This is a genomic window from Stenotrophomonas sp. SMYL89, assembly GCF_036319985.1.
In the GTDB taxonomy this organism is placed as follows: domain Bacteria; phylum Pseudomonadota; class Gammaproteobacteria; order Xanthomonadales; family Xanthomonadaceae; genus Stenotrophomonas; species Stenotrophomonas maltophilia_Q.
In genome coordinates, this window is record NZ_JAWIRW010000001.1 from 511,564 (window position 1) to 526,012 (window position 14,449).

The window sequence follows — 14,449 nt, forward strand, 5'->3', positions numbered from 1 at the left end:
GCTAGAGCTTCACGAAACGCTGCACCTTCCGCGCCAGCCAGCCACTGAACACCAGGGGTGCATCCAGCGCCGACACGCAGATACACGGCACCCCTGGCGCGGTCACCGGCTGGTGCTCCACGTCCCCATCCAGGTCCGCCACGTCGCCGGGCGCGAACAACCCCAACGCATCATTGTACGAGCCCCGCAGGATCTGGGTCAGCTCGCTTCGGCCGTGGCTGTGCATCGGCAGGCACTTGCCCGGGGCAATCTTCAGCATGATCAGCGAAGGCATCTGCTCGGCACGGATGCAGTGCACGCCCGGCGCCATCCAGCGCCAGCGCAGGCCACTGAGCGACGCGCCGAAATACGGGTGAAGTGACGCAGGAAGATGGTCCGGATCGGCTTCGGGGCGCTCTCTGGAAACGGTCCGTGATGACACTGCCGCGGCAGGCACATCCGTCGCCAGGCGCATCAACATCGCGTCGCGCAACTGCTCGCGGCGTAGATCGCCCGTGGATGGCTGGGTCTGTTCCAGCAAGACCGATCCGATCGCCTCGGCCTCGCGCAGGCGCTGGCGACAGTGCGGGCACTGCTCCAGATGGGCGCCCGCCACGATGCTCAACGGCGCCGGAAGCGCGCCTGCGGCGTAGCTCATCAGTGTGGATTCGTGCAGATGGTGGTGCGGATTCACAGCGCACCTCCCACTTTCGACTGCAGTTGCAGGAACGCACGCCGCAGGTGCGATTTCACCGTGCCCAGCGGCATGCCCAGTGCCTCGGCGATCTCGCTGTGGCTCTTGGCCTCGAAGTAGGACATGCGCACCAGCCGCGCCTGCACTGCCGGCAACTCATTGATGCGTTGGCGAAGCCGGGCCTGGTCGGCGAACTGTTCGGCGCTGCTGCGCTCGACCACGTCCATCGTTGCCGCGTCTTCCACCGCCACCTGTACCTGCATCCAGCTGCGCTCGCGGCGCACGCGGTCGATATGCAGGTTGCGGGCGATGCGGTACAGCCAGGTGCTCAACGCACCCTGCGCGGCATCATAGTCGGCCGCGCGCAGCCACAGGCGCAGCAGGCACTCCTGCGCCAGCTCCTCGGCCACCGCCTCGGGCGCGCCCAGCCCGCGCAGATAGACGCACAGGCGCGGCATGAAATGGTCGTAGATCCGCATGAAACAGTCGCGGTCGCGCAGCCGCGCGACACCGTCCATGTCGCCGGCCCAGTTTTTCGGCTCGCTGCTGGGCTGCTGGGAGCTGGACACGATGCGTGCGCTGTTGAAGTTGGCGAGGGTGCTGGCGGCGTCAGGATACATCTGCGTTCGCGGCGGGCGGGTGAAGGTCTGTCCCCTGTACGCGCGGGAATGGCAATCGGATGCAGCCCGCATTGCGCATCCAACCCGCCCCGCCCGCCGTACGACCTGGACCCGCCCTTACGGATGAATGCCATGCGCATCGCCTGGCTGTTGTTGTGCCTGCCCCACGCCGGACTGGCGACCCCTTGGCTGCGCAGCGAGGGCGTGGCGACGTCCTCGCAGGGCCGGATCCTCTACCACGAAGTTCACTGGCGCCGCGACGCCAGCGAGGGGGCCGAGCACTGGGTGCTGTACCAGTGCCCCGGTGGCCAGCCGTTCGCCCGCAAGCACCTGCCGGCCAGCCCCCTGGCGCAGGCTCGTGGCTATACGCTGCAGGACCGGCGCAGTGGCCAGACGGCCGAGATCGAGGCCGCCAGCGGCGCTGTGTCCGTCGTCTGGAAGGAGGATGCCGCCAGCCCGCCCCGGCAGCGCAGGCTTGATTTGCCGCCGGATGCGGTGATCGATGCGGGATTCGACGCGGCGGTGCGCCTGCACTGGACAGCGCTGATGCAGGGCGAGCGCGTGTCGATGCCGTTCCTGGTGCCCGGGCGGCAGCGCTACTTCCCGGTGCAGGTGCGGCATACCGGCGCCCTGCGCTGGCAAGGCATCGACGCCCAGTCGATCGAGGTCAGCCTCGACACCTGGTATGGCGGCGTCGCACCCCGCCTGTCGCTGGTCTATGCCAACGCCGACAGGCGCCTTCTGGAATTCAATGGCACCAGCAACCTGCGCGATGCACGCGGCACCTATCCGCGGGTGACGGTGCGCTTCAGCGCACCTCCCGCGCAACGCCCCGCGTCTGAGTGGCAACAGGCATGGGCGCAGCCACTGGTCGACCGCTGCCCTGTTACGAACACGTGAAGCCAACATTCACCGCAACACGTCGCATCCATTGCGCATTCTGGTGCGTACAGGAAGACACGACACCCGCCGAGATCCGCCATGGCCTCTGTATCGCCCCTCCCCCGTCGACGCTGGCGCCTGCTGCGCACCCTGCAGCGCTGGGTTGATACCGGCGAAGCCGCGGACGTTGGCGCGGAACAGTCGGGCCGCATCGACTGGCTGCGTGCGGTGCCGTTCGCACTGATGCATGTGGCGTGCATCGCGGTGATCTGGGTAGGTGTCTCATGGACGGCTGTCATCGTGGCCGCAGCGCTCTACGCGGTGCGCATGTTCGCCATCACCGCGTTCTATCACCGCTACTTCTCACACCGCACCTTCCAGGCACCGCGCGCGGTGCAGTTCGTGTTCGCGGTGATCGGCGCGGCCAGCGTGCAGCGCGGCCCGCTGTGGTGGGCGGCTCATCATCGCCACCATCACCGCCACGCAGACCAGCCACTGGACCCGCATTCGCCGCGCGAGGGAGGCTTCTGGCGCAGCCACATGGGCTGGTTCCTGACCCGCGAAGCCTTCGCCACCGACCTGTCGCGGGTGCCGGACCTGGCGCGCTTCCCGGAACTGCGCTGGCTGGACCGCTTCGACACCGCCATTCCCATGCTGCTGGCCATCGGCCTCTATGCATTGGGCGCAGCACTGGAACACTGGGCGCCGGGCCTGCACACCTCCGGCCCGCAGTTGCTGGTGTGGGGATTCTTCATTTCCACCATCGTGCTGTTCCACGCCACGGTCACCATCAACTCGCTGGCCCACCGCTTCGGTCGTCGCCGCTTCGAGACCCGCGACGACAGCCGCAACAACCTCTGGCTGGCCCTGCTGACGTTCGGCGAAGGCTGGCACAACAACCATCACTTCTTCCCCGGCACCGTACGCCAGGGCTTCCGCTGGTGGGAGATCGACCTGACCTGGTACGGGCTGCGCGTGATGGCGGCGTTCGGCCTGGTCAAGGGACTCAAGCCCATCCCCGAATGGGTGCTGGCAAAGGCGAGGTACTGACATGCGCATCGCCATCATCGGTTCAGGCATCTCGGGGCTGGCCAGCGCCTGGTGGCTGCAGGAGCGGCACCAGGTGACGCTGTTCGAGGCCAACGATTACCTGGGCGGCCACACCCATACCCACGACGTGCAGATAGACGGCACGCGCATGGCCGTGGACACCGGCTTCATTGTCTTCAATCCCCGGCACTACCCGCTGCTGACGGCACTGTTCGATGAGCTGGGCGTGGCCTCGCAGCCGACCACCATGAGCTTTTCGATGCACAGCGAGCGCAGCGGCGTGGAGTACAACGCCACCTCGCTGGATGGCCTGTTCTGCCAGCGACGCAACCTGGTATCGCCGCGCTTCTGGGGCATGCTGGCCGACCTGCGCCGCTTCTATCGGGATGCCCCGCTGTTGCTGGGCGAGGACGAAGGCCCAACGCTGGGCCAGTACCTGCGCGATCAGCGCTACGGCGAGGCCTTCATTGAAGAGCACCTTCTGCCGATGGCCTCGGCACTGTGGTCGTCTCCCACCGCCACGGTGCAGGACTTCCCCGCGCGCTATCTGGCCCAGTTCATGGCCAACCACCAGATGCTGCAGATGACCGGGCGGTCCTCCTGGCGGGTCGTTACCGGCGGGTCGGCCCGTTACGTGGATGCACTGCGCCGCCGTTGGCGGGTGCATGAGCGCCTGCAGTGCCCGGTGCAGCGGGTGGAGCGCACGCCTGAGGGCGCACGCGTGCACAGTGCCGCCGGCGTCGAAGCCTTCGACGAAGTCATCCTGGCCTGCCATAGCGACCAGGCCCTGGCCCTGCTGGGTGATGCCGACCCCGTCGAGCGCGAGGTGCTGGGTGCCATCCGCTACCAATCCAACGAAGCGGTACTGCATACCGATGCCTCGCTGCTGCCACGCAACCGCAAGGCCTGGGCCGCCTGGAATGCACATGTACCGCGGGATCCAACCGCGCCCTGCACGGTCAGTTACTGCATGAACCTGCTGCAGGGCCTGCCCGGCAGCACGCCATTGGTGGTCACCCTCAACCGCAGCGAAGCCATCGACCCGGCCAGGGTGCTGCGCACGCTGCACTATGCACACCCGGTGCACGATCATGCTGCGGTTCGCGCGCAGCAGCGATGGGCAGACCTGCAGGGCCATCGCCACACCTGGTTCGCAGGGGCCTACTGGGGCTGGGGCTTCCATGAGGATGGTATTCGCAGCGCCCGCCGCGTGGTGGATGCGCTGTTGGCCTGCGCACCGCATCGCCAGGTATCGCTGGCGCGCGAGGTGGCGGCATGAGCGCCAGCGCACTCTATTTCGGGCAGGTGATGCATCGCCGGCATCACCCGCATCCGCATACGTTCCGTTATCCGGTTGCACAACTGCTGCTCGACCTGGATGAACTAGAGACCGTGTTTGCCGGGCGCTGGCTGTGGTCGGTCAATCGGCGCAACCTTGCCGAGTTCCGGCGCAGCGACTATTTCGGCGATCCCGCACAGCCTCTGGCCGACGCCGTGCGCGACCATGCCGCGCAGACGCTTGGCCATCGACCTTCGGGGCCGGTACGCCTGCTGACGCACCTTCGCTTTGCCGGGCATGTGTTCAACCCGGTCAGTTTCTACTACTGCTACCAGGCCGACGGCAGCTCGCTGGACTGCATCGTGGCCGAGATCACCAATACGCCCTGGAAGGAGCGGCACGCGTACGTGCTGCCGGTCGCCACGGCCGTCCACGAAGGTGCGTCACTGCGTTGGCAGTTCGACAAGCGATTCCACGTCTCGCCGTTCATGCCGATGGACTGCCGTTACGACTGGCGCTTCAACAGCCCCGATGAGGACCTGCGTGTGCACATGCAGGTCTGGCGAGACGGCATTCGCCAGTTCGATGCCACCCAGACGCTGCAACGCCGCCCTCTGGATGGCCGCGGCCTGGCGCGGGTTCTGGCCTGCTATCCACTGATGACCACCCAGGTGGTGGCCGCCATCCACTGGCACGCACTGCGGCTGTGGCTGAAGCGCAACCCCGTACACGACCACCCCACCCTTGCCGGGAAACCGCGATGAACTCGATGACACCTTCGGTGACCCTGCCGCGCCCCAGCGCGCTGGACGCCTTCCTGCGCCGCCGGCTGCTGGCACAGCTTGCCCCCCTGCGTGACGGCCACCTGTGCGTGCGCGATGCCCTTGGCGAGGTCCGGCTGGGCAACGCCCATGCCGGGCTGCAGGTGACGGTGACCATTGATGACCCGGCGTTCTACCGGAAGGTCGCTGCGCAGGGCAGCGTCGGCGCCGGCGAGAGCTACATCCAGGGCGAATGGCACTGCGATGATCTGGTGGCTCTGATACGCCTGCTGGTCCGCAACCGCGACCTGCTTGATGGCATGGAGCAGGGCCCGGCCCGTGTGGCTGGCTGGCTGCTGCGCGGCTGGAACCGGCTGCACCGCAACAGCCGCGAGGGCAGCCGGCGCAACATCGCCGCCCACTACGACCTGGGCAACGATTTCTTCGCCCTGTTCCTGTCGCCGGACCTGATGTACTCGTCGGCGCTGTTCACCAGCGAATCCGAATCGCTGGAGTCTGCCTCGCGCCGCAAGCTGGACCGCATCTGCCAGCAGCTGCAACTCACGCCGGGTGACCGGGTGGTGGAAATCGGTACCGGCTGGGGTGGCTTCGCGGTGCACGCGGCGCAGCACTATGGCTGCCACGTCACCACCACCACCATCTCCGCCGAACAGCATGCGCTGGCCGTCGAGCGCGTTCGGGCCGCCGGCCTGCAGGACCGGGTCACGTTGCTGATGCAGGACTACCGTGACCTGCAGGGCCGGTTCGACAAGCTGGTTTCGATCGAAATGATCGAAGCGATCGGCGCCGAGTACCTGGACACCTACATGGCCACGCTGCAGCGGCTGCTGAAGCCCGATGGCGTTGCCCTGCTGCAGGCCATCACCATCGAGGACCATCGCTACGAGCAGGCCCGGCGCAGCGTCGACTACATCAAGCGCTACGTGTTCCCCGGCAGCTTCATTCCCTCCATCAACGCGATCATGGCGGCCAAGACGCGGTCCAGCGACCTTCAGCTGATCGCCCAGCAGGATTTCGGCCATTCCTACGCGCTGACCCTGCGCACCTGGCGCCAGCGCTTCCTCGCACAGCTGCCCGCCGTGCAGGCACAGGGGTTCGATGCGCGCTTCTGCCGCCTGTGGGACTTCTACCTGGCCTACTGCGAAGGCGGCTTCCTGGAGCGTTCGATCGGTGTTTCGCATCTGCTGCTGGCGCGCCCGGGCCATCGACCCGCGGTCCCGGCTGGCGAAGGCAACTGAAATGCGCCGGTTCTGGGCCAACCTGCTTGGCAACCAGCTGGTCTGGCTGTGCGCGGTGGCTGGTGCCGGGCGCGGCTGGCAGTGGCCCGCGTTGCTGGCCGCGTCGCTGTATATCGGCAGCCAGCTGCTGACGTCGGCGCATCCCCGACTGGACCTGCGGCTGCTGCTGCTAGCGTTGGCCTGCGCCTGGCTGGTCGACGCCAGCGCCGCCGCCAGCGGCACCGTGCGCTACGCCGCTGCCCCGCTGGGATGGGCGCCGCCGCCCTGGATCATGGCCTTGTGGGCTTCATTCGCCATGACCCTGAGCACCTCGATGCGCTTCCTGCAGCGACACCCTGCCCTGCCGCCCCTCTTCGGCCTGGTGCTGGCGCCACTGGCCTACCTGTCGGCCGCGCGTGGATTCGGCGCGGTGCAGTTCAACAGCCCGACGTGGCATGGCGTCCTGGTCCTCGGCACGGGCTGGGGCATTGCGCTTTCCCTCCTGTGCCGCGCCGCCCTTGGCGGCACGCGTACTACGCCACACCCCCCTCTCGCCGGAGCGTCATCATGATCAACCTGCTCTGGGTGCTGCTCTACGCGCTACTGGTGATGAGCTGGGGTTGGGCCTGGCAGCGCCGCCACCACAACATCGGCGTTGTGGATGTGCTCTGGGCCAAAGGCGTGGCTGCCGCCGCGCTGTTGCTGGCGCTGCTGGGCGATGGTGCGGTGACGCCACGGGTGGCGCTGGCTGTGCTCGGCGGCCTGTGGGGCGGTCGCCTGGCCCTTCATCTCTGGCATCGGGTCCAGCACGAAGCAGAGGACGGGCGCTATCGCTACCTCCGAGAGCACTGGCAGGGACACCAGGGAAAGATCTTCGCGTTCTTCATGGCGCAGGCACTGCTGGTGGTGCTGTTTGCGCTGCCCTTCGTCGCGGTCGCTGCCAATCAAGCCGCTGGCACCCCCCCCTGGGCGTTGGCGGCCGCGTTCGTCTGGCTGCTGAGCGTGGGCGGAGAAGCGCTGGCCGACCGCCAGCTGGCCCGGTTCCGCGCGAACCCGGCCAACAAAGGCCGTACCTGCCGTGATGGGCTCTGGCGGTATTCCCGCCACCCCAACTACTTCTTCGAGTGGCTGCACTGGTTCACCTACGTGCTGCTGGCCGTCGGCTCCCCGCTGTGGTGGCTGGCCTGGCTCGGCCCCGTGCTGATGTATGTATTCCTGCGCTATCTGAGCGGCATCCCGTTCACCGAAAAGCAGGCCCTGCGCAGCCGCGGCGACGACTACCGCGCCTACCAGCGCAGCACGCCGATGTTCTTCCCCTGGTTCCCCCACCCTTCCAAGGAGCATTCCGCATGAGCGCGATACCGTCACTGAATCCGGCCGAGGAAGCAGAAACCGGGCTGACCGCCTGGGCCGAACGCGGCCTGGTGCCGGACGCTGCGCTGCGTGCCGGTATCCGACGGCTGTGCGCGCAGCGCCTGCAGGAAGAATCGGCAGGTGGTATCGAAGCGCAGTCCGCGCGCTTCAGCCGCCGCATCGCCGAACTGGCCGACAGCCCGCTGGCACTGCATACCGATGCAGCCAATCGCCAGCATTACGAAGTGCCTGCGGCGTTCTTCCAGGCCTGCCTGGGCAAGCGTTTGAAGTACAGCAGCTGCTACTACCCCAACGGCCACGAAACGCTGGACCAGGCTGAAGAGGCGATGCTGGAGCTGTACGGCCAGCGCGCTGGCCTGGCCGATGGACAGCACATTCTCGAACTGGGCTGTGGCTGGGGCTCGCTGACGCTGTGGATGGCCGAGCGCTACCCGCGCGCAACGATCACGGCCGTGTCCAACTCACACAGCCAGCGCGAACACATCATGGCCCAATGCCAGGCGCGCGGACTGCCCAATGTGGAAGTGCTCACCCGTGACGTGAACCAGCTGGAACTGCCCACCGCGCAGTTTGATCGCTGCGTTTCGGTCGAGATGTTCGAGCACGTGCGCAACTACGAGCGCCTGCTGGCGCGCATTGCACAGTGGCTGAAGCCGGACGGTGCGTTGTTCGTGCACATCTTCGCCCACCGCACGCTGATGTACCCGTTCGAAACCGAGGGCGGCGACAACTGGATGGGCCGCCACTTCTTCACCGGCGGCCTGATGCCCGCCGCCGATACCTTGCTGCATTTCCAGCGCGACCTGCGGCTGGATCAGCGCTGGTTGCTGGACGGCACCCACTACCAGCGCACTGCCGAACACTGGCTGGCCAATCAGGACGCGGCACGCGATCGGGTGATGCCGGTGCTGGCGGCGACCTATGGGCCTGCGGCTGCGCGCATCTGGTGGCAACGCTGGCGGATGTTCTGGATGGCGTGTGCCGAGTTGTTCGGTTACGACGATGGCCAGCAATGGCTGGTGGCCCATTACCTGTTCCGTCCCCGCTGAGGTGTGACATGCGCATGTTCTCGCTGCTTCCGCTGATCGCGGTCGGCCTGTTCGGCTCGGGCTGCTCGTCCAGCGACACCCGGCCACTTCCGCGTGCGCCCTCGGTGGATGTGCCGCGCTTCATGGGCGACTGGTATGTGATCGCCCATATTCCGTCCTGGCCCGAGCGCGAGGCCTACGATGCGGTGGAAAGCTATGCCCTGAAGCCGGACGGGCGCATCCAGACCACCTTCACCTATCGCAAGGGCAGCTTCGATGCCCCGCCGAAGTCGATGCACCCCATCGGCCGTGTCGAAGAGGAAGGCCATGGGGCGGTCTGGGGCATGCAGTTCATCTGGCCGATCCAGGCCGAGTACATCATCGCCTGGCTGGATGACGACTACCGACAGACCATCGTGGCACGCAGCAAGCGCGATTACGTGTGGTACATGGCGCGCACGCCCCAGGTGTCCGACGGCGACTACCAGAAAGCCGTGCAGCGCATCGCCGACATGGGTTACGACATCCACCGGCTGCGGCGTGTGCCGCAGTCCATCCGGTAGTGCATGGCAGCGAAGTGCCGATTGCGTTCTTCGTCATGCATCGCCCGGCAGAGGGTGCCAGAATTGCCGGACAGACCTGAGCCGGGGATCAGCATGATGGGCAGCCACGCAGAGGCGACATGGAACGGGCTTGAAGTGCGGCAGATCCGTGCGGGCGACCTGGATGCAATCTGCGCCCACCGCGAAGCCATGTTCCGCGATAGCGGGCGAACCGAGGAGGTCCTGCGGGCGATGGCGGCTCCTTTCCGTTCCTGGCTGGCGCCGCGCCTGGCCTCTGGCGAGTACTTCGGCCATGTCCTTGCAGACCACGGCAGAACCATCGCCGGCATCGGCCTGATGCTGATCGACTGGCCGCCCCACCCTGCCCATCCGGACCAGGGCTACCGCGGCTACGTCCTCAACGTCTACGTGGAACCGGAGTATCGCCGCCGCGGTATCGCCCGGAAGCTGATGGCCCTGGCAGACGACGCCTTCACCGAACGTGGCGCCACTTACGCAGTCCTGCATGCCACCGCGCAGGGGGCGCCACTGTACGCCGACCTTGGCTGGGCTGGAACCAGCGAGATGGCGCGCAGCCTGCACGGCAACGATCAGACACCATGAAGTCGATCCCGGTGGGCGCGGATCGGCGCCGTGCTGCCCCAGATGTTTCCCGATGACATCCGCACCAGGCGCCATCTCGCTTGCGGAAACGGATTGCCCCCGGCCTGGCAATCCATACCATCGATGGATAGCCCGGAATCGATGGATGCAGCACATCGACTCTTAGGAATAATCGCAAAAATCAAGCAATTTCGATGTTCGACGCGACAGCAGCGCCAGAATGATCATCACGCCCCACGGGCGCCGATCACCTCCCAGCGCATGAATGGAATTCCTGCACCGCGTCGGCTGCGGCTGGCGCTCCTGGACGACCATGAAGTCGTTCGTCGTGGTACCGCCCTGCACCTGTCCGGCGATGACCGTTTCAGCATCGTCGCCAGCCATGCGTGCAGCGACGAATTCATCGGCAGCCTGCGGAAGATGTCCGTGGACGTCGCAATCATCGACCTTGCACTGGGCCGCGAAGACCGCAGTGCCACAGAACTGGTAAGCCTGCTGCGTGACTGCTTCGCTCGCGTGCCCCTGCTCGCCTTCGCCACCCTCTCGCCCACCACGCACGTCAGCCAGCTGATCGCCAACGGCATCAGTGGCATTGTCAGCAAGGCCGAACCGCTGGCAATGCTTTCGGATGCCATCGTGCGGGTGTCGCAGGGGTTGTCACGACTGCCTCCCGATTGCACGCTGCCGGCCGCTTTCGACGAACTCAGCCGCAACGAGCGTGAAGTGCTCGATCTGCTGCTCGCAGGCCTGACCGTCTCCGAGATTGCGCTTCAACGCCATCGCAGCGTAAAGACGATCAGCACGCAGAAGACCGCGGCCCTGCGAAAGCTCGGGCTGCGCAACGATGCCGAGATCTACGCCATGCGACGACAGCTGGAGGCGATGTGAGAACGGCCAGTCGAATGCGCCTGCACATGCCGGCCCTGCTGCTGGCGCTGCTTCTGTTGCCTGTGGCTTCCGCAGAAGACGCGCCAATCCGGCCATGGGAGTCCGGCCGCGAGGTCCGGGTGGCCACCGCACCCGCCCTGCGCCAGATGCCCGCCACCCTCGCTGATTCGGCGCCGATGCCGAGCCTTGCACATGGCTATGCCAGCCTTGTGGAACGACACGCACGGCTGCGCTTCCTGGAGCAGGCCTATCCCAGCGGCAGCGCCTCGGTTGTCGCGGTCTGCCAGCACAAGGCCGATCTGGTACTGGTAATGGGGCAGTCCCGCCAGCAGCCACGCCCGTGCCCCGGGCTGCTGGAGTCGGTCGCGTTTCCCGGAGGAAGAACCATGCTGGCCGGACGCGCCGGCCAACCCCTGCCGCACGATATCGTGGAGTTGGGAACAAGGGTGCTGGCCGTCGTCGAAGGCGGGCCCTACGCCGATTGGCTTGCCCTGCACCATCCCAGCATCAAGCGGCTGCACCTGGCCGATCGGCATGCCGCGCTGGCGGCGGTCGAGAGCGGCATCGCCGACGTCGCAATCGGCCTGGAAACGACCTTGCGGCCCCTGATCCGCCATCACTTCCGCGGGCAACTGCAGCTTCAGCGGTTCGACAGCGACTTTTCCACCGACCTTCACCTGCTTACGCGCAACGAGGACCGGCAACTGCTGTTGCGCATCGAGCAGGGCCTGCGCGACATCACACTGGAAGAACATGCCAGTCTGTTGCAGGCATGGGCTCAGCAGGCAGTGCCAGCGACCGTCGAGCGCGCGTTGGACTGGATGCGCGCGCCCTCTTCGCCCTGGCTGCTCACCCTGCTTGCCACGCTGGCCGGCACCCCTCTGCTGTGGCGCGCGGTGCACAGCCACCGGGCCCGCAAGGGACGGAGCCACGCGCGCGCAGTCGGCATGATCAGCCACGAGATGCGCAATGCTGCGCAGGCCGTGCTGGCCTCGATCGACCTGCTCGGCCAGTCTCCATCGCCCAAGCGGCAGCGTGAGCTACTCGCGGCCGCGCATGCGGCTGGGCATTCGCTGCGTGGCCTGCTGAATCGATCGCTGGAATTCTCACGATTGGCCAGCGGAACCTACAGACCCCAGGCACAACCCTGCGACATTGCCCGGCTCTGCCGTCAATCGCTGGATGCCCTGCGGCCACACGCGCGACAGAAGGGGTTGGCGCTTCGCTTCGAGTGCCAGCCCGACCCCGCCCCGGCTGTTGCGCTTGATCGGGAGGGGTTTCGCCAGATTGTCGGCAACCTGCTTGGCAATGCGTTGAAGTTCACCGATATCGGCGGCATCGAGCTACGCCTGCAATTGACACCGCCTGACCATCCGCAGGAGCTGCTGCTGGATGTGATCGACAGTGGCATCGGCATCCCGGCCAGGCAGATGCCCCTTCTTTTTCGCCCGTTCGAACAGAGTGAAGGCGGGCAGGCGCGCGGCGGTAGCGGGCTGGGCCTGATGATCGCGCATGAACTCAGCCGGGCGATGGGCGGCAATCTGTCCGCGCACAGCGTGCATGGGCGTGGCAGTCGCTTCACCCTGCGCCTGCCGGTGCAGGCAGTCAGCAAGAGCGAAGGGCCGGTCGGCACGCCCGAAAGCGACACGCCACTGGCTGGACTCGACCTGCTGCTGGTCGAGGACCATGCGCTCAATCGCCGGATCATCGGCGAGCAGCTGCGACGGCTGGGCGCCGACGTGCGCGCGCTTGCCGACGGCGCCAGCGCGCTCGCCGAGCAGGCCGCACAACCGCGCAGCGTGGTGCTGCTCGACATCGGGCTGCAGGACATGGACGGCTATGCATTGGCCACACAGCTGCGCCGTCAGGCACAACAGCCATTGCGACTGATTGCGCTATCAGCAAGGAAGGGGCCCCGGCACGCAATACGCGCCCGCAAGGCTGGCTTCGATGCCAGCCTGGCCAAGCCGTTGCAGGTCGCGGACCTGCTGCTGGCACTGGACCTGCCCATTGACGGCTACACCGAGCGGTCCGTAGCCCCTGCCTGCCGGGATCTGATCTATCGGGAAGACATCCGCCACGAACTGGCGCAGATTGAACAGGCCGTGGAAGCCGCTGATGTAGCCTCCCTCTGCCACCATGCCCATCGCCTGCAGGGCGCACTGCAGATGTGCGGCGCCGCCGCGCAGGCCGACACTGCGGCCGACCTGTGGGACCTGGCTGGCGAGCCCACGCCCGACTGGGTCGATGCGCGACGCCTGCTGCAAGCCCTGCAGCAATGGCATGGCTCCCGCACTGCGGAAGCCATGCCCAGGGCCTGATCAGGCCGCCAGACGCTCGACCTGGCGACGGGTCAGGTCGTTGAAGCGACCCAGCGACATCAGGTGCTGGTGGATCAGGGCCAGCCAGCCGCTGCGGTGCCACTCGACCACGGTGGCTTCCGGCAGCGCGACGAACTTCTCGACGTCGACGACCTGGAAGCCATTGAGGTTGAACTCACGGCCATCCGGGGTACGCACGGTTGCATTGCGCTCGACCAGCAGGCCGTTGTCGATCAGGGCCTTGGAGAAGGCCTGGGTCTGTTCGTGCTCACGGGTGAACTGGCCACAGAACTCAAGCGCCTGCTGCACCATGTCGGTGGCCTTGCCGTCGACGAACAGCGGCTGGCCTTCGTCACCGCCCTTGACCACGCGCGAGCTCTCTTCGTCGATGCCCAGCAGGAAATCATTGTCCGAGCCGGTGTCGATGAAGATGAAGGGATGGCGACGCAGATAGGCCGGGATATAGGCCTCGTCTTCCCACAGGCCGTCCTTGATGAACAGGTTCTGGTCGGACACGCCAACGGCGGCCATCGGCACCGCGGTCGGGCCAGCGAACAGGATCGGGAAGTGGTGCAGTGCCAGCGAGAACTCGCCGAGCACCAGCGGAATGGCGTTGTTGCCCGCGGCAAACTCGAGCCTGCCCGGCAGGATGCGCAGGTCGGCATGCACATCGGCCTGCAGCGGCACCGGACGGGTGTAGAACAGGGGGGCGTTGCTCGGCGCCGCTTCGGTGGTGGTGTCGCTGGTGGTGGTCATCTTGGGAACCGTTCGATCATGCGCGCCTGCCATCCCGGGCGCGCCAGCGGGAACAACCTGAATCCCGCATTATCAACAAGCTCGATGACAACGGCCACCCCATCGTTGGCCTATTTCAGCTGCAGGGGGTACCGCTGCCAGAGCACATGCACCAGGAAACCGGCCAGCTCAGTGTCGCGGGCGCTGACCGCCGCGCGGATCTTGTCCAGCAGCACCATGTCCGAGCAGGAACGCACATCGGCATGGTTGGCCTGCCCCGCCCGGCGCGCGCGATAGCGTGCGGCCCGCTGCGCATCACTCATGGCGTACCCGAACTTGGGCGGACGACCGCGCTTTCGCGGCAGGGTCAGCTCCAGGGTTCCGGGGTCTTTGTCATCACGCATGAGAGGGGTGCGGGCGGCGGCGAGCAACGG

General features: G+C 66.7%; 16 protein-coding genes. 12 read left to right on the top strand and 4 right to left on the bottom strand.

What is annotated here, in order from left to right; all coding sequences use genetic code 11:
• Position 1 precedes the first annotated feature (1 nt).
• Together V3B41_RS02345 and V3B41_RS02350 are read right to left on the bottom strand one after the other, a co-directional pair.
• A complete protein-coding gene (locus V3B41_RS02345) occupies positions 2–673 on the bottom strand; it encodes a ChrR family anti-sigma-E factor (RefSeq protein ID WP_049429287.1) in 672 nt (223 codons plus the stop codon).
• Positions 670–1,293: a sigma-70 family RNA polymerase sigma factor gene (locus tag V3B41_RS02350; RefSeq protein ID WP_049429288.1), complete on the bottom strand. Its 624-nt coding sequence runs from the start codon at positions 1,291–1,293 to the stop codon at positions 670–672. The genes V3B41_RS02345 and V3B41_RS02350 overlap by 4 nt, the downstream gene beginning before the upstream one ends.
• Before the next feature lie 132 nt (positions 1,294–1,425).
• Here V3B41_RS02350 and V3B41_RS02355 point away from each other — a divergent pair, with 132 nt between their 5' ends.
• The 12 genes from V3B41_RS02355 (at position 1,426) to V3B41_RS02410 (ending at position 13,280) form a co-directional block, all read left to right on the top strand.
• Complete coding sequence (locus V3B41_RS02355; RefSeq protein WP_197619157.1) at positions 1,426–2,193, top strand: hypothetical protein; 768 nt, start codon at positions 1,426–1,428, stop codon at positions 2,191–2,193.
• An 81-nt stretch (positions 2,194–2,274) separates the two neighbouring features.
• Entirely contained in the window at positions 2,275–3,225 is a 951-nt protein-coding gene (locus V3B41_RS02360) for an acyl-CoA desaturase (protein WP_329859925.1), read from the top strand.
• A gap of 1 nt (position 3,226) precedes the next feature.
• Entirely contained in the window at positions 3,227–4,504 is a 1,278-nt protein-coding gene (locus tag V3B41_RS02365; protein WP_049429290.1) for an FAD-dependent oxidoreductase, read from the top strand.
• Positions 4,501–5,268, top strand: coding sequence for a DUF1365 domain-containing protein (locus tag V3B41_RS02370; protein ID WP_049429291.1), 768 nt, complete (start codon positions 4,501–4,503; stop codon positions 5,266–5,268). The genes V3B41_RS02365 and V3B41_RS02370 overlap by 4 nt, the downstream gene beginning before the upstream one ends.
• On the top strand, positions 5,265–6,524 hold the full coding sequence (locus tag V3B41_RS02375; RefSeq protein WP_049429292.1) for a cyclopropane-fatty-acyl-phospholipid synthase family protein: 1,260 nt from the start codon (positions 5,265–5,267) through the stop codon (positions 6,522–6,524). The genes V3B41_RS02370 and V3B41_RS02375 overlap by 4 nt, the downstream gene beginning before the upstream one ends.
• A gap of 1 nt (position 6,525) precedes the next feature.
• Entirely contained in the window at positions 6,526–7,074 is a 549-nt protein-coding gene (locus V3B41_RS02380) for a DUF2878 domain-containing protein (protein ID WP_049429293.1), read from the top strand.
• Entirely contained in the window at positions 7,071–7,856 is a 786-nt protein-coding gene (locus tag V3B41_RS02385; RefSeq protein ID WP_329859930.1) for a DUF1295 domain-containing protein, read from the top strand. Before V3B41_RS02380 ends, V3B41_RS02385 begins: the two co-directional genes overlap by 4 nt.
• Positions 7,853–8,926 carry a class I SAM-dependent methyltransferase gene (locus V3B41_RS02390; RefSeq protein WP_197632005.1) on the top strand — a complete coding sequence of 358 codons (1,074 nt, stop codon included), beginning with the start codon at positions 7,853–7,855 and terminating at the stop codon, positions 8,924–8,926. Before V3B41_RS02385 ends, V3B41_RS02390 begins: the two co-directional genes overlap by 4 nt.
• Before the next feature lie 8 nt (positions 8,927–8,934).
• Positions 8,935–9,468, top strand: a complete 534-nt coding sequence (locus tag V3B41_RS02395; protein WP_049429296.1) for a lipocalin family protein — start codon at positions 8,935–8,937, stop codon at positions 9,466–9,468.
• A gap of 96 nt (positions 9,469–9,564) precedes the next feature.
• Positions 9,565–10,071 (top strand): GNAT family N-acetyltransferase, encoded by a 507-nt coding sequence (locus V3B41_RS02400; protein WP_049429301.1) that lies wholly within the window; start codon positions 9,565–9,567, stop codon positions 10,069–10,071.
• Positions 10,072–10,194: 123 nt separating this feature from the next.
• Positions 10,195–10,959 carry a response regulator transcription factor gene (locus V3B41_RS02405; RefSeq protein ID WP_329859934.1) on the top strand — a complete coding sequence of 255 codons (765 nt, stop codon included), beginning with the start codon at positions 10,195–10,197 and terminating at the stop codon, positions 10,957–10,959.
• Between the two features lie 14 nt (positions 10,960–10,973).
• Positions 10,974–13,280: an ATP-binding protein gene (locus V3B41_RS02410; RefSeq protein WP_329859936.1), complete on the top strand. Its 2,307-nt coding sequence runs from the start codon at positions 10,974–10,976 to the stop codon at positions 13,278–13,280.
• On the opposite strand, the gene V3B41_RS02415 is transcribed toward V3B41_RS02410, so the two are convergent.
• Positions 13,281–14,036 (bottom strand): SapC family protein, encoded by a 756-nt coding sequence (locus V3B41_RS02415; RefSeq protein WP_012480151.1) that lies wholly within the window; start codon positions 14,034–14,036, stop codon positions 13,281–13,283. It abuts the gene before it with no gap.
• 110 nt (positions 14,037–14,146) lie between these two features.
• Positions 14,147–14,419 carry a hypothetical protein gene (locus tag V3B41_RS02420; protein ID WP_005409616.1) on the bottom strand — a complete coding sequence of 91 codons (273 nt, stop codon included), beginning with the start codon at positions 14,417–14,419 and terminating at the stop codon, positions 14,147–14,149.
• Between the last annotated feature and the right edge of the window lie 30 nt (positions 14,420–14,449).

Excerpts from the sequence above, each read along its gene's own strand:
- V3B41_RS02350 (WP_049429288.1), bottom strand. The coding sequence starts at position 1,293 with ATGTATCCTGACGCCGCCAGCACCCTCGCCAACTTCAACAGCGCACGC.
- V3B41_RS02355 (WP_197619157.1), top strand. The coding sequence starts at position 1,426 with ATGCGCATCGCCTGGCTGTTGTTGTGCCTGCCCCACGCCGGACTGGCG.
- V3B41_RS02360 (WP_329859925.1), top strand. The coding sequence starts at position 2,275 with ATGGCCTCTGTATCGCCCCTCCCCCGTCGACGCTGGCGCCTGCTGCGC.
- V3B41_RS02365 (WP_049429290.1), top strand. The coding sequence starts at position 3,227 with ATGCGCATCGCCATCATCGGTTCAGGCATCTCGGGGCTGGCCAGCGCC.
- V3B41_RS02370 (WP_049429291.1), top strand. The coding sequence starts at position 4,501 with ATGAGCGCCAGCGCACTCTATTTCGGGCAGGTGATGCATCGCCGGCAT.
- V3B41_RS02375 (WP_049429292.1), top strand. The coding sequence starts at position 5,265 with ATGAACTCGATGACACCTTCGGTGACCCTGCCGCGCCCCAGCGCGCTG.
- V3B41_RS02380 (WP_049429293.1), top strand. The coding sequence starts at position 6,526 with ATGCGCCGGTTCTGGGCCAACCTGCTTGGCAACCAGCTGGTCTGGCTG.
- V3B41_RS02385 (WP_329859930.1), top strand. The coding sequence starts at position 7,071 with ATGATCAACCTGCTCTGGGTGCTGCTCTACGCGCTACTGGTGATGAGC.
- V3B41_RS02390 (WP_197632005.1), top strand. The coding sequence starts at position 7,853 with ATGAGCGCGATACCGTCACTGAATCCGGCCGAGGAAGCAGAAACCGGG.
- V3B41_RS02395 (WP_049429296.1), top strand. The coding sequence starts at position 8,935 with ATGCGCATGTTCTCGCTGCTTCCGCTGATCGCGGTCGGCCTGTTCGGC.
- V3B41_RS02400 (WP_049429301.1), top strand. The coding sequence starts at position 9,565 with ATGGGCAGCCACGCAGAGGCGACATGGAACGGGCTTGAAGTGCGGCAG.
- V3B41_RS02405 (WP_329859934.1), top strand. The coding sequence starts at position 10,195 with ATGGATAGCCCGGAATCGATGGATGCAGCACATCGACTCTTAGGAATA.
- V3B41_RS02410 (WP_329859936.1), top strand. The coding sequence starts at position 10,974 with ATGCGCCTGCACATGCCGGCCCTGCTGCTGGCGCTGCTTCTGTTGCCT.
- V3B41_RS02415 (WP_012480151.1), bottom strand. The coding sequence starts at position 14,036 with ATGACCACCACCAGCGACACCACCACCGAAGCGGCGCCGAGCAACGCC.
- V3B41_RS02420 (WP_005409616.1), bottom strand. The coding sequence starts at position 14,419 with ATGCGTGATGACAAAGACCCCGGAACCCTGGAGCTGACCCTGCCGCGA.